The 13,325-nt window shown below is 61.2% G+C and carries 10 protein-coding genes and 1 pseudogene; 2 read left to right on the forward strand and 9 right to left on the reverse strand.

The features are described from left to right. Window positions 1-130 precede the first annotated feature (130 nt). Together HJB82_RS10130 and HJB82_RS10135 are read right to left on the reverse strand one after the other, a co-directional pair. Window positions 131-391: a DUF2798 domain-containing protein gene (locus tag HJB82_RS10130; RefSeq protein ID WP_207584292.1), complete on the reverse strand. Its 261-nt coding sequence runs from the start codon at window positions 389-391 to the stop codon at window positions 131-133. A gap of 31 nt (window positions 392-422) precedes the next feature. Then, complete coding sequence (locus HJB82_RS10135; protein WP_207583814.1) at window positions 423-1,298, reverse strand: NmrA family NAD(P)-binding protein; 876 nt, start codon at window positions 1,296-1,298, stop codon at window positions 423-425. Between the two features lie 105 nt (window positions 1,299-1,403). On the opposite strand from HJB82_RS10135, the gene HJB82_RS10140 reads away from it, so the two are divergent. After that, window positions 1,404-2,297 carry a LysR family transcriptional regulator gene (locus HJB82_RS10140; protein ID WP_207583815.1) on the forward strand — a complete coding sequence of 298 codons (894 nt, stop codon included), beginning with the start codon at window positions 1,404-1,406 and terminating at the stop codon, window positions 2,295-2,297. Here HJB82_RS10140 and HJB82_RS10145 read toward each other — a convergent pair. Next, a pseudogene (locus tag HJB82_RS10145) lies at window positions 2,294-3,088 on the reverse strand (IS481 family transposase); the annotation flags it as partial. The gene HJB82_RS10140 and the pseudogene HJB82_RS10145 sit on opposite strands and share 4 nt — an antisense overlap. 341 nt (window positions 3,089-3,429) lie before the next feature. On the opposite strand from HJB82_RS10145, the gene HJB82_RS10150 reads away from it, so the two are divergent. Beyond that, window positions 3,430-3,693, forward strand: a complete 264-nt coding sequence (locus HJB82_RS10150; RefSeq protein WP_207583816.1) for a hypothetical protein — start codon at window positions 3,430-3,432, stop codon at window positions 3,691-3,693. 132 nt (window positions 3,694-3,825) lie between these two features. Here the strand turns inward: HJB82_RS10150 and rnr are convergent, their stop codons facing one another. From rnr to HJB82_RS10180, 6 genes are all read right to left on the reverse strand, one after another. Further along, window positions 3,826-6,198 carry a ribonuclease R gene (gene rnr / locus HJB82_RS10155; protein WP_221131553.1) on the reverse strand — a complete coding sequence of 791 codons (2,373 nt, stop codon included), beginning with the start codon at window positions 6,196-6,198 and terminating at the stop codon, window positions 3,826-3,828. 1 nt (window position 6,199) lies between these two features. Next, window positions 6,200-8,854, reverse strand: a complete 2,655-nt coding sequence (gene topA / locus HJB82_RS10160) for a type I DNA topoisomerase (RefSeq protein ID WP_221139897.1) — start codon at window positions 8,852-8,854, stop codon at window positions 6,200-6,202. Between the two features lie 246 nt (window positions 8,855-9,100). Further along, entirely contained in the window at window positions 9,101-10,243 is a 1,143-nt protein-coding gene (gene dprA / locus HJB82_RS10165) for a DNA-processing protein DprA (RefSeq protein WP_221139898.1), read from the reverse strand. After that, complete coding sequence (plsY, locus tag HJB82_RS10170; protein ID WP_207583820.1) at window positions 10,243-10,863, reverse strand: glycerol-3-phosphate 1-O-acyltransferase PlsY; 621 nt, start codon at window positions 10,861-10,863, stop codon at window positions 10,243-10,245. Before plsY ends, dprA begins: the two co-directional genes overlap by 1 nt. A 62-nt stretch (window positions 10,864-10,925) precedes the next feature. Continuing rightward, the gene (locus tag HJB82_RS10175; RefSeq protein ID WP_221116268.1) at window positions 10,926-12,215 is read right to left on the reverse strand and encodes a dihydroorotase; all 1,290 of its coding nucleotides are present in this window, start codon (window positions 12,213-12,215) and stop codon (window positions 10,926-10,928) included. Further along, window positions 12,212-13,168 carry an aspartate carbamoyltransferase catalytic subunit gene (locus HJB82_RS10180; protein WP_207583822.1) on the reverse strand — a complete coding sequence of 319 codons (957 nt, stop codon included), beginning with the start codon at window positions 13,166-13,168 and terminating at the stop codon, window positions 12,212-12,214. Before HJB82_RS10180 ends, HJB82_RS10175 begins: the two co-directional genes overlap by 4 nt. Window positions 13,169-13,325 lie beyond the last annotated feature (157 nt).

Below are 13,325 nucleotides of genomic sequence, written 5' to 3' on the forward strand. Positions count from 1 at the left end.
GGCAGTAGCCACGCTCGAGGACTGGGCCTTGGCCATCGTTGCGGGGTCCACAATGCTCCAGGCGCGGTATCCGGAAGAGCGAAGATCCTCAGAAGCGCGCTGCCGCTCTTGACCTATTAAAGAGGACGATTCAGCGCAAGGGCTCGACTAAGACACCAACGATCCAACGTGCAAGCGGCATCAGCATGAGGAGGCTCGGGAAGGCTACGAGCCACGACACCGCCCATGCGCCGGGCCAGTGCGCGAAAAAACCGCTTCCAGCACTCATGCCAGTTGCCACAGCCGAGACTATTGCAGACATCATTAGGGATAGAACGAACGGGATTAGAAGTTTGGAGTAGCCTGCTGGCAGCTTCTTCCATCTGGGATTTTTATTGCGCCGATCGGTCATCGCGATACCACGTTTGTTCCAATTGGCCATATCAATATTGTCCCGCCTTGAGGTCGCCAATGAACTGGTGCAAGGAACGCGGCTCGCGGCCCAAAGCCGCCCTTAGCGTAAGACTGTTACCGCCGAGCCCAAACCTTGCATAATGCTCGTGAACCTTTGAAAGGAGATGCAGCTGATGGTCGTTGTACGGCAAATTCCCGCTCGATGCCCACTCGGCAAAGGAAGGTTCCAGAGCCTCGACGTGACGTCCAAGCGCTTCCGACATCATTTCGGCAATATCGCCTCTGTGGTAAAGTCCTTCAGAGCAAAGCTCGAGAGTGGCGAAAGCCAGTCGATCGCTAGTCAGAGCCTCGGCAGCGACGTCGGCAACGTCGCGATAATCAACACGCGCAATGCGCGCGGTCTTGGGGAATGGCTCGGAAAATGTACTCGTCTCCAGCACGTTCGGCCACGCGAGGGCGATGTTCTGCATGAAGTTCGCGGGGTGAAGGATCGTGTACTGTAGACGCGATGAATAGAGCGCTTCTTCCACAGGTATTTTGCTCGCGTGGTTCTCGAGCCGCGTATTTGTTGGCTGAATAACCGATGAGAAAACAAATTTGCGCACTCCGCTGCGCTCAGCGGCCTCGATCATTGAGACACCCATCGCGGCTTCGTCCGGCGCAAATGCTGGTCCGATATAAAAAACGCCATCGACGCCATCACATGCCCGGTCAAGACTTTCTGCATTGCGCAAGTCACCCTCAATAACATCAACCGTGGCGCCCACCTGGGTCTGCACATCTTTTGCGAGATATCGTACTAGCGCCCGAACCGTGACGTTTCGGCGTGCTAGAGCGGGCATTACCAGCCGTGCGAATTTTCCGGTGGCTCCTATCACCAGCACTTTGGGATTGCTTTCGGGCATTCGACTACTCCTCCGGTTTTTGCGTTTGTGCGAAGGTAGCGAATTACCAAAACTGTGATAATAGTCTGAATCAGAGATAGACTATCATAATAAATGAGATAATAAATGAAACAACTCCATGATCTCGAGGCGTACGTCGCGATCGTCGAATACCATAGCCTGACTGCAGCAGCCCGCGAGCTTGGAAAACCTCTTCAATCTATCAGCCGTTCATTGGCTGCATTGGAGCAGGAGGTGGGGGTGGTGCTAATTCATCGGTCCACGAGGCGTTTGGTACCGAGCGAAGCGGGCGATGCGTTCTATCGCAGGATCAAGCCAGCCGTTGAGGCAATAAGGGAGGGCGTGCTCGAAGCAACCGACCGCCGGCTTGAGCCGAAGGGACTGTTGCGGATAGGTGCGCCCGTCCTGTTCGGGCCGGACTTTATTGTTCCAATGATTGCGGACTATATGCGGCGGTTTCGGGATGTGGATGTAGATCTTCAGCTCTCCGACCGTTTCGTCGATCTTAGTGATGAACGCCTCGATCTCGTTGTCCGAATTGGCGATCTGCCAGATTCAAGTCTTCAGGCCAAACGACTGGGTGCTTTGCGACGTGTCGTATTCGCATCACCTGGCTATCTCTTGGCACGGGGCCGGCCAGCTTCGCCGAAAGATCTCGCGGCCCACGATTGCCTTGTGCGTACTGTTGATCGGAGTCCCGGTGAATGGGTCTTTCAGGATGACGGCAAGCGAAGGACGATAAAGGTAGGCGGATCATTCAAATCAAACTCCATGACCGCGCTTTATGCAGCCGCAGTCGCGGGTCTCGGTGTGGGTTACTCGCCCTTATGGCAGGTCAAACATCTTGTTGATGAGGGCAAACTCGAGGTCCTTCTGAAGGAATACGAGCCTGCACCGGTCCCGATTCATGCTCTTTGGCAGGAGAACAGATTGCCTCCGGCCAAGATCCGGAGCTTTTTGGACGTACTGAGCCAGAATCTACAGCTTGATAGTCTCTAGGTGTTTAGTCCCGGCATTTGATGGATCGGATCGATGATGAATCGATCCGGCTCCAAAGTCCATTGTTTGCAGATGAACTCGTAAGGCGTGAGGCCGTTAAGCGTCTTGAGTCTGCGCCCGAAATTGTAGGCGTCGATAAAATCGGCCAGATGATTTTTCAATTGCGCATGATCGTCGTAGTGGAAGCGCTTGACGTTCAGCGGGAAATCGATCCACTGGATCGATTCCTGTTCCGCTTCACCTTCCTTGATCGTTCGGTTCATCCGCTCGACCTGTCCGTTGGTCCAGGGGTGTTTCACCTTGGTCAGGCGATGCTCGATGCTGTGATCGTCGCAGACCCAGTCGAAGATGTGCTCTAAGGCATTTCGATCACAAGCTCGGTTGGTGAACTGAATGCCATTGTCGGTCAAAACGATGTGAATGGTGTAAGGCACTGCCGCGATCAGATTGCGCAAGAACTGGGCAGCATTCATCTTGCCGGCTTTGGTATAGAGTTCTGCGAACGCGAACTTGGATGTTCGGGCAATTGCTACAAAGAGATAGAGCTTGCCCTCGGCCGTCTGCACCTCGGCAATATCGATGTGGAAATAGCCGATCGGATAACTTTTGAACTTCTTCTTCGGCTCCTTGTCGCCTCCAACCTCCGGCAGACGTGAAATGCCGTGGCGCTGCAAACACCTGTGCAACGACGAACGCGTCAGATGTGAGATGGTCGGCTGAAGAGCGTAGAGGCAATCATCGAGCGGCAGCAACGTATGCCGGCGGAAGGCGACGATGACGGCCTCTTCTTCGTGCTTCCCTCCATGCCAAGGAAAATAATGCACCATCAAATGCCGGGACTAAACACCTAGTGGTCGTGGGTACTGAGAGCTGACGCGGCCGGTAGCGCGATCGCGGTCGCGGAATATTCGCACCCTAGCAGCACGGGCCAATCGATCATCCCCCAACTGCAACAGGTTTGGCGGATTTCAATCCTCCGATGTGATTCGGTCGATCGCATCCTTGCATGCAGCCTTGATCAGGAGGACAACCGCCTCTTGGGATCGTCCCACCCCCAGCATTCGAACTATTGCGAAGCTCGTAAAAGCAAAGATTAGATGCGACAGCATCGCGTTGGCTGATTGAAAACGCCTTGCCCTTTGTTATTCGCCCAACCAGCACTTCGATGGTTTGCCGCCGGCGCTCGTTTCGCTCGATCAATGCCTGCGCGAATTCGGCGTCGAGCACCATTGCATCATGCAACCGACCGACGGCCGTTCCAGAAATTGCAGAAGATTTCGATCAAATGATCGAGTCCCGCTTGGGCATTCGGCATCGCCATCGCCTGGGCGATCCGCGTAAGGCCACCCTGAAGCGCAATCTCATCGAAAACGGTTTCAAGCAGTCCTCGCCGTGATCCGAACTGATTGTAGACGGCTGACGGGGCTTCTGACCATTCCGCCCATGCTACTCCAACCTGAAGCCCGTGGTCGTCTCAACGGGGTATATGGGGATTCATGTTTCTCGGCGGATCTCTTGCGGAATGGTACTAATGCCGCCCGCGCGGCGGCCTCGTTCCGGGCTTCTTGCGGACCTGGCCCCTGTCGCGGCGGCCCGCTTTGTGGAAGGAGCGCACCGCCGTCGGCATTTCGCGCCCTTCGCTGACCATTTCGAAACGCAGCGCGCCGGCGAGCGGAATCGCTTCGGCAAGCTTCACCGTGACGCTGTCGCCAAGGCGATAGCCAAGCCCTGTCCGTTCACCGGAGAGCGCCTGATGCGCCTCATCATAGATGAAATAATCGGTTCCAAGCGTCGATATGGGGACGAAACCGTCGGCGCCATAGTCCGGCAGAACGACAAAAAGCCCCGATTTCGTCACACCCGAGACGCGGCCGGCAAACTCCTCGCCGACGCGGCCGCTGAGATGGTGGGCGATCAGCCGGTCGACCGTCTCACGCTCGGCCGCCATGGCGCGGCGCTCGAAGGTCGAGATTTCGGCGGCGATATCGTCGAGAGCCGCCTCTTCCTCGGGCGTGATGCCCCCTTCACCGAAGCCCAGCGAGCCGACGAGGGCGCGATGCACGATGAGATCGGCGTAACGGCGGATCGGTGAGGTGAAATGCGCGTATTTCATCAGGTTGAGGCCGAAGTGGCCGATATTCTCCGGGCCGTAGATCGCCTGGCTCTGCGAACGCAGCACCATCTCGCTGACCATGGTCTGGTGCGGCGTGCCGTCCGCTTTCGCCAGGATGCCGTTGAAGTTGTTGGCGCGCATGTTGCCGCCCTTGGCAAGCGGGATGCCGAGCGTCGCCAGGAACTCGCGCAGGATTTCCTGCTTGGCAAGCGTCGGGCCGTCATGGATGCGGTAGATCAGCGGCTGACGTGCCTTTTCCAGCGTCTCGGCGGCGCAGACGTTCGCCTGGATCATCATCTCTTCGATCAGCTTGTGCGCCTCAAGGCGCGGCGGCACGACGACCCGGTCGACGGTGCCGTCGGGCTTCAGCTGGATCTTGCGCTCCGGCATGTCGAGTTCCAGCGGCTGGCGCCGGTCGCGTCCGCGCTTCATAACCTCATAGGCGTGCCAGAGGGGCTTCAGGATCGGCTCGAGCATCGGTCCGGTCTGATCGTCCGGCTTGCCGTCGATCGCCGCCTGCGCCTGCTGGTAGGACAGCTTGGCCGCGCTCTTCATCATGATGCGATAGAAGGTGTGGCCGATCTTGCGGCCTTCTCCGGAAAAGCTCATGCGCACGGCAAGCGCCGGGCGGTCGACACCTTCCTTCAGCGAACACAGATCGTTGGAGATGCGCTCCGGCAGCATCGGCACCACCCGATCCGGGAAATAGACAGAGTTGCCGCGTTTCAGCGCCTCGCGGTCGAGCGCCGACTTGGAGCGGACATACCAGGAGACATCGGCAATCGCCACGGTGACGACGACGCCGCCGGGATTGTCGGGCGAGGGGTCGAGTTCGGCATAGACGGCGTCGTCATGGTCCTTGGCGTCGGCCGGGTCGATGGTGATCAGCGGCACGTCGCGCCAATCCTCGCGATGCGACATCGTGGCGGGTTTTGCTGCGTCCGCCTCGTCAACGACGGCTGGCGGGAACACATGCGGGATGCCATGCGCATGAATGGCGATCATCGAGATCGCCTTTTCCGAGCCGACGGAGCCGACGACGGAAAGCACCTTGGCGCGCGGCAGGCCGAGACGGCCGAGGCGGGCGATTTCGACTTCGACCAGGTCGCCGTCCGTGGCGCCGCCGGTGAAGTCTGGATCGATGACCATCTCCTCGCCACGCCGCTCGATCGGCAGCAGCCGGCCGCCGCCGCCAGGCGCCGTGCGGAAAACGCCCATCGAGGCGCCGCGGCGCTTGTCGATCACTTTGATGATCCGCGCCGTATAGGCCGGCCCGCCGCGATCGACGGCCGGGAAGATCTTCGCCAGGATGCGGTCGCCGAGACCGGCGACGGGCGCCTTGCCCTTGCCCTGGCGGCCAGCAGGCGATTGTTGGCGGATGGCGACGGCAGGTGCGACACCCTGGTCTTCCGGCCATTCCGCCGGCCGGCCGATCAGATCGCCATCCTTGTCGCGCGTGGTGATATCGAGGACAGTGACCGGCGGCAGCGCGCCGGGACGGATCAGCGACTTGCGGTTCTTCTGCAGCATGCCTTCCTGCTCAAGCTCCTGCAGAAGGTGCTTGAGCTCGACGCGGTTGTCGCCCTTCAGGCCGAAGGCCCTGGCGAGTTCCCGTTTGGAGGCCTTCTGCGGATGATCGGCGATGAAGCGCAGGATCACCTCGCGCGAGGGCAGCGCGCCGTGGACGATGTTCAGCGGCTCGACCGCGGAAGCATCCTTGCCGGCACGACCGATCTTGCCAGGGCGCGTTCCCGCAGGGTTCGTTCTGTCGCGCGGTATTCTGCTCACGTCAGCTCTTTTTCGATTTCGCGGGCGCCTTCGCCTTTGTTGTCTTCGGCTTGGCCGCCGTCTTGGTGGTCTTGGCTTCGGCGGCCGCCGCCTTCGGCTTGGCTTTCGCCTTGATGGTTTTGCCAGCAGGCGCCTTGCCGGCCTTCTCGGCGATCAGCACGAGCGCCTCCTCGACGGTGATCGCCTGCGGATCCTTGCCCTTCGGTAGGGTGGCATTGACCTTGCCCCAGTTGACGTAAGGGCCGTACTTGCCGTCGCGAACGGTGATCGCGCCGCCGTCGGGATGGTCGCCGAGTGTCTTCAACGCCGCCGGCGTACCGCGCGAACCCCGGCCTGGCGGCTGGTTCGCCTTTTCGGCAATGACAGTCACGGCGCGGTTGAGGCCGACTGAGAACACGTCCTCGATGGTTTCCAGGTTGGCATAGGAGCCGTCATGCAGCAGGAACGGCCCATAGCGGCCGATGCCCGACGAGATCATCTTGCCGGATTCCGGATGTTTGCCGATATCGCGCGGCAGCGAAATCAGAGCCATCGCCTTTTCATAGTCGATGTCTTCGGGCTTCCAACCCTTCGGCAGCGAAGCGCGCTTTGCTTCCTTGCCGTCGCCGCGCTGAATATAGGGGCCGAAGCGGCCGGAACGCAGCGTCAGCTCCTCGCCGGTCGTCGGATCGGTGCCGAGGTTCTTCGGCTCGTTCAATCCGGCACCATCCGCTTCCCCGCCGTTTTCAGAAGAGAGCTGGCGGGTGTAGTTGCATTCCGGATAGTTCGAGCAGCCGACGAAGGCGCCATATTTGCCGAGCTTCAGCGACAGGTTGCCGGTGCCGCAGACCTGACAGATCCTGGGATCGCTGCCGTCCTCCCTTTTCGGGAAGACCAGGGGTGCCAGCGACTCGTTCAGCGAATCCAGCACATTGGTGACGCGCAATTCCTTGGTGTCTTCGATCTGCGCGAAGAAATCCTTCCAGAAATCGCGCAGCACCTGCTTCCAGTTCAGCTCGCCGGCGGAAATCCGGTCGAGCTTTTCCTCGAGATCGGCGGTGAAGTCGTATTCGACATATTTGGTAAAGAAGCTTTCGAGGAAAGCCGTCACCAGCCGGCCCTTGGCCTGCGGGATCAGCTTGCGCTTGTCGATCGTCACATAGTCGCGATCGCGCAATGTCGCCAGCGTCGCCGCATAGGTGGACGGGCGGCCGATGCCGAGCTCTTCCATCTTCTTGATCAGCGAAGCTTCCGAGTAGCGCGGCGGCGGCTCGGTGAAATGCTGGGTCGAATTGATCTTCTGCTTGGCGAGCGTCTCGCGCGCATTGATCTCCGGCAGGCGGCCATCCTCATCGCCGTCGTCGCTCTGTTCGCCGTCTTCCTTCTGGTCGGTATAGGCGGCGATGAAACCATCGAAGCGGATGACCGAACCGACGGCGCGCAGGCCGGCCTTCTCGCCCCTGTTGTCGGCGGTGATTTCAGCCGTCGTGCGTTCGATCTCGGCCGAGGCCATCTGGCTGGCGATGCCGCGCTTCCAGATCAGGTCGTAGAGCCGGATCTGGTCGGCATCGAGGAATTGGCGCACGCGGTCGGGTGACCGGTAGAAATCGGTCGGACGGATCGCCTCATGCGCTTCCTGGGCGTTCTTGGCCTTGGTGGAATAGAAGCGCGGCTTCTCAGGCATGTAGCGCTCGCCGAACTGGTCGACGATGGCGCTGCGCGCCGCATCGATCGCTTCCGGTGCCATCTGCACGCCGTCGGTTCGCATATAGGTGATCAGACCGACCGTCTCGCCGCCGATATCGACGCCCTCATAAAGCTTCTGAGCGATCTGCATGGTGCGCGAGGCGGAGAAGCCGAGATTGGAGGAAGCGGCCTGCTGCAGCGTCGAGGTCGTAAACGGCGGTCCCGGGTTGCGCTTGACCGGCTTGGCCTCGACCGTGTCGACGACATAGCTCGCAGCGTCGAGCAACGCCTTCAGCCGGCCTGCATCCTCGCCGTTGCCGATCGCGCGCGGCTGCAGCCGTTTGCCGTTCGCCGAAACCAGCCTTGCCTCGAACTCGTCGCCGCGCGGTGTCTTCAGAAGCGCCGAGATGTTCCAGTATTCTTCCGAAATGAAGCGCTCGATCTCGGATTCGCGGTCGCAGACCAAGCGAAGTGACACAGACTGGACACGGCCGGCCGAACGTGCGCCGGGCAGCTTGCGCCACAGGACCGGCGAAAGATTGAAGCCGACGAGATAGTCGAGTGCGCGGCGCGCGAGATAGGCGTCGACCAGCGGCACGTCGATGTCGCGCGGATCGGCCATCGCGTCGAGCACCGCCTTCTTGGTGATGGCGTTGAAGACGACGCGCTTGACCGGCTTGCCGTTCAGCACGCGCTTCTTGTTCAGCATGTCGAGAACGTGCCAGGAAATCGCTTCGCCTTCGCGATCCGGGTCGGTCGCGAGAAAAAGGCCGTCGGAGGATTTCACCGCGTCGGCAATGTCCTTCATCCGCTTGGCCGAGGCGCTATCGACCTCCCAAAGCATTTCGAAATCCTGATCGGGGAGGACCGAGCCATCCTTGGCAGGCAGATCGCGCACATGGCCGAAGGAGGCGAGCACTTTGTATCCCGGACCCAGATACTTGTTGATCGTCTTGGCCTTGGCAGGCGATTCCACCACTACAACATTCATGATGATTCTCTAAAAAGGAAACGACGCCAGCATTGAAGCCAGCGCAACACACACCGCAACATGGATGCCCGGCCCTCCGACATGGACAGGGAAATCGCCGCGGTCAAGGGGTTTGGTACAATTTTACGTCTTGCGTCTGTTGCAGCCGAAAGAGGATCGTCGGAAAAATACACCTTGAGATAGGTTGCCGATCATTTTCGGCATGGTTCGCCATTCTCAGCGCCGCGCCGAGATATCGCGCGAAATTCAATCGGCAAGCGAGACGAGACCGCCCTGATGCCGATGCAGCCTGCTTGAGATGTCGAGCTCCAGAAGGATGAGATAGACCGCGGATGCTGACAGACCGGTATGGCGGATGACGTCGTCGATCTCGACCGGGGTTGGTCCGAGCGCATCGATGATGCGAGCCCGGTCTGAATCGCCGGGCGGCATCGTCATCGCCTTGCCGTCACGTGCCGGTTGCTCGGCCATCGATGACGGGAACAGCTCGAATTGCGTAAGCGGCGCCAAAGCCTCGACGACATCGGCAGGTGTGGTGACGATCGAAGCGCCGTCCTTCAGCAGGCCGTTGCTGCCGTGGCAGCGCGGATCGAGCGGTGAGCCGGGCACGGCAAACACCAGGCGGCCGAACTCGCCGGCAAGCCGTGCGGTGATCAGCGAGCCTGAGCGCGTTGCCGCTTCGACGACCACAAGGCCGAGCGCGATGCCGGCGATCAGCCGGTTTCGGCGCGGGAAATCGCGGGCGCGCGGTTCCCAGCCGAAGGGCATCTCGCTCACCGCCAGGCCGTTGCCACCGGTTATTTCCTCGAGCAGGCCGATATTCTCCGGTGGGTAAGGCTGGTCGAGACCGCCGGCAAGCGCTGCGATCGTGCCCGTGTCGAGGCTTGCCCGATGCGCTGCCGTGTCGATGCCGCGGGCCAGGCCGGAGACCACGGTATAACCGGCCCGGCCGCAGTCGCGCGCCACCATCGCCGCGAATTTCGCGCCGGCGATCGAGGCGTTGCGCGAGCCGACAATGCCGACGGCCGGTCGTTTGGCGGCGGTAAGAGCGCCCTTGACGGCAAGCAGCGGTGGCGCGCCGTCGATCTGCTTCAGGGCCTGCGGATAGTCCGGCTCGCCGATGCCGACGAAGCGGGCGCCGAAACGGCGAGCCGCCTCCAGTTCCCGATGTGCCTCAGCCTCGCTGGCGATGCGGATTGCCCGCGTCGCGCCGCCGCGCGCCGAAAGCTCCGGCAGTGCTGCGAGCGCTGCCTCGGCCGATCCGAAATGATTGATCAGGTCGCGAAAGGTGGCCGGGCCGATATTGTCGGAACGGATGAGGCGCAGCCAGGCGATGCGTTGCCGTTCGCTCAGCGCGACGCCTTTTGATCCCGCGCCCGGCGCATCCATTATCCCTTTGCTCCGATCTTGCTTTCCGTGCCGTCCATCAGGCGGGAAATATTGGCCCTGTGCTTCCAGTAGGAGATCAGCGTCATGATCGCCATGACAGCAGCAACCTTTTCGTTACCCAGTATCCATAGCGCAACCGGAATGACAAGCATGGCAACCAGCGCCGATAGCGACGAGTAGCGGCTGGTGAAGGCGACCGCCAGCCAGACGGCGGCGAAGAGCACGACCATGATCGGCGCGACGCCGAGCAGGGTGCCGATATAGGTGGCGACACCCTTGCCGCCCTTGAAGGCGATCCAGACCGGGAAGAGATGGCCGATGAAGGCGAAAAAGCCGGCGATGATCGCCGCCTCCTCGCCGAGGAAATAACCGACAACCCAGGCCGCTGCCGCCGCCTTCAGCGCATCGAGCAGCAGTGTCGCAGCCGCGAGCTTGCGGTTTCCTGTTCTCAGCACGTTGGTCGCGCCGATATTGCCGGAGCCAATGCTGCGCACGTCGCCGAGGCCGGCGGCACGCGTGAGGATCAGGCCGAAGGGAATCGAGCCGAAGAGGTAGCCGATGATGGCGGCGGCAAGCGCGATCGGCAGCGTAATCTGCCATGACATGAGATTGGATAACATATGCCGCCTCAGCCCCTCCGTGGCCTATCCCCAGTATGCCGTTTCTTAAGTCCAGCCGGTTCTTAAAGTGCGTGGACAAGCTTTCCCGAGACATAAGTCGCGACGGCCCGCCCGCTGAAGCGCGCATCTTCGAACGGCGTATTCTTCGAGCGGGAGAGAAGCATGTCTTTGGCGACAAGCCAAGGCTCATCGAGATCGATCAGCGCGATATCGGCCGCAGCACCCGGTTTCAGCGTGCCGGCGGCGAGGCCGAAGATTTGTGCGGGGCGGGTGGACATGGCGTCGATCAGGCGCATCAGGCTCACCTGACCGCCATGGTGGAGCCTGAGAGCCGCCGCCAGCATGGTTTCAAGGCCGATCGCGCCGTCCGCCGCCTCGCCGAAGGGCAGGCGCTTCGTATCGACGTCCTGCGGGTCGTGCGAGGAGACGATGATGTCGATCGCGCCGTTCGCAAGCGCCTCGACCATGGCGACCCGGTCGTCTTCCGGGCGCAGCGGCGGATAGAGCTTGAAGAAGCTGCGGTATTCGCCGATGTCGTTTTCGTTGAGCGCCAGATTGTTGATCGATATGCCTGAGGTCACCTTGGCGCCGCGGCTGCGGGCGCGTTCGATAGCCTCGACCGAGGCCGGCACCGAGATCATCGCGGCGTGATAGTGGCCGCGCGTCAGTTCTGCGATCCTGAGATCGCGTTCGAGCGGGATCAGTTCGGCTTCCCTTGGAATGCCGGAGAGCCCGAGCCAGCTGGCGAAAAGCCCTTCATGCATGACGCCGTTCGCGCCAAGATATTTGTCGCGGGTTTCGCAGGAGATGACGGCGCCGAATTCACGCGCATAGGTCATGATCCGGCGCAGCACCTGCGTGTCGTGCACGCTCGAATGGGCATCGGTGAAGGCGACGGCGCCCGCCTGCATCAACAGGCCGATCTCCGTCATCTCCGCGCCGGCAAGGCCCTTGGTGATAGCGGCTGCCGGATAGACGTTGACGGCGGCGGTATCGCGGGCCGTCTTCTTGACGAATTCGACGAGCGCAATGTCGTCGATGACAGGATCGGTGTCCGGCATCATGATGATCGAGGTGACGCCGCCGGCTGCTGCCGCCCGACTTGCCGAGGCGATGGTCTCGCGATGTTCGCCGCCGGGTTCGCCGATATGGACGCGCGCATCGACGAGACCGGGGGCCGCGACAAGGCCGGCGCAGTCGCGGATGGTCGCACCTTCCGGCGCGCCCTGGTTCTGTGCCGCGGAACCGGCAGCAATGATCACACCGTTTTCGACGATGATCGTGCCAACGTCGTCAAGATTGCGCGACGGATCGATGATGCGGACGTTTTTGAGGACGATCGGGTTGCTCATGCCATCATTCCATCGCTTCGGGGACCCTGGTTCTGCGAGACGAGCAGCGTCTCCATCACCGCCATGCGCACCGCGACCCCCATTTCCACCTGTTCGGCGATCACGCTCTGCGGCCCGTCCGCCACCTCGGAGGCGATCTCGACGCCGCGGTTCATCGGACCGGGATGCATGACCAGCGCATCCTCCTTCGCCGACTTCAGCGTTTCGGCGTCGAGCCCGTAGAAATGATAGTATTCGCGCACCGAAGGCACAAAGGCGCCGGACATGCGTTCGCGCTGCAGCCGCAGCATCATCACCACGTCGGCGTCCTTCAGCCCTTCCTTCATCGAATGGAAGACCTCGACGCCCATCTCGGCGATGCCGGCGGGCAGCAGGGTCGCGGGCGCGACGACGCGCACGCGGGCGCCCATCGCATTGAGCAGCAGGATATTGGAGCGCGCCACCCGCGAATGCAGCACGTCGCCGCAGATCGCCACGATGATGCGCGAGAGCTTGCCCTTGGCGCGGCGGATCGTCAGCGCGTCGAGCAACGCCTGGGTCGGATGTTCGTGCTGCCCGTCGCCGGCATTGACGACGGAGCAGGAGACCTTCTGGGCGAGAAGGGCGGCAGCACCGGCGCTCGAATGGCGGATAACAAGCACATCGGGGCGCATCGCATTCAGCGTCATCGCCGTGTCGATCAGCGTTTCGCCCTTCTTCACCGAGGAGTTGCCGACCGACATGTTCATGACGTCGGCGCCGAGCCGCTTGCCGGCCAGCTCGAAGGAGGCCTGCGTGCGGGTCGATGCCTCGAAGAACAGGTTGATCTGCGTCAGCCCGCGCAACGTCGACGTCTTCTTCTCTCGCTGGCGGCTGATCTTGACGGCCTCGTCGGCCTTGTCGAGCAGATAGGTGATATCCTGCTCGGTGAGGCCCTTGATGCCGATGAGGTGGCGGTGGGGAAAAAAGACCATGACCCTGCCTCTTGCTGTCTCTGGCGGGTCTATAAAGAGTGATGCCCGCCGGGGCAAGCATGCGCTGTGGGCAAAGGCTTATGTCCCCATGCATTTTCGCCAAAATTCCGATAGAGCAGAATGAACCGAATCATAACTTCCGGTTTCCCTTTGCCGG

This window comes from Rhizobium sp. NZLR10, from assembly GCF_019685125.1.
In the GTDB taxonomy this organism is placed as follows: Bacteria; Pseudomonadota; Alphaproteobacteria; order Rhizobiales; family Rhizobiaceae; genus Rhizobium.

What these genes read in the sequence shown, in the direction of transcription:
- HJB82_RS10130 (WP_207584292.1), bottom strand. Translation starts at nt 391, where the DNA reads ATGACCGATCGGCGCAATAAAAATCCCAGATGGAAGAAGCTGCCAGCA.
- HJB82_RS10135 (WP_207583814.1), bottom strand. Translation starts at nt 1,298, where the DNA reads ATGCCCGAAAGCAATCCCAAAGTGCTGGTGATAGGAGCCACCGGAAAA.
- HJB82_RS10140 (WP_207583815.1), top strand. Translation starts at nt 1,404, where the DNA reads ATGAAACAACTCCATGATCTCGAGGCGTACGTCGCGATCGTCGAATAC.
- topA (WP_221139897.1), bottom strand. Translation starts at nt 8,854, where the DNA reads ATGAATGTTGTAGTGGTGGAATCGCCTGCCAAGGCCAAGACGATCAAC.
- dprA (WP_221139898.1), bottom strand. Translation starts at nt 10,243, where the DNA reads ATGGATGCGCCGGGCGCGGGATCAAAAGGCGTCGCGCTGAGCGAACGG.
- plsY (WP_207583820.1), bottom strand. Translation starts at nt 10,863, where the DNA reads ATGTTATCCAATCTCATGTCATGGCAGATTACGCTGCCGATCGCGCTT.
- HJB82_RS10175 (WP_221116268.1), bottom strand. Translation starts at nt 12,215, where the DNA reads ATGAGCAACCCGATCGTCCTCAAAAACGTCCGCATCATCGATCCGTCG.
- HJB82_RS10180 (WP_207583822.1), bottom strand. Translation starts at nt 13,168, where the DNA reads ATGGTCTTTTTTCCCCACCGCCACCTCATCGGCATCAAGGGCCTCACC.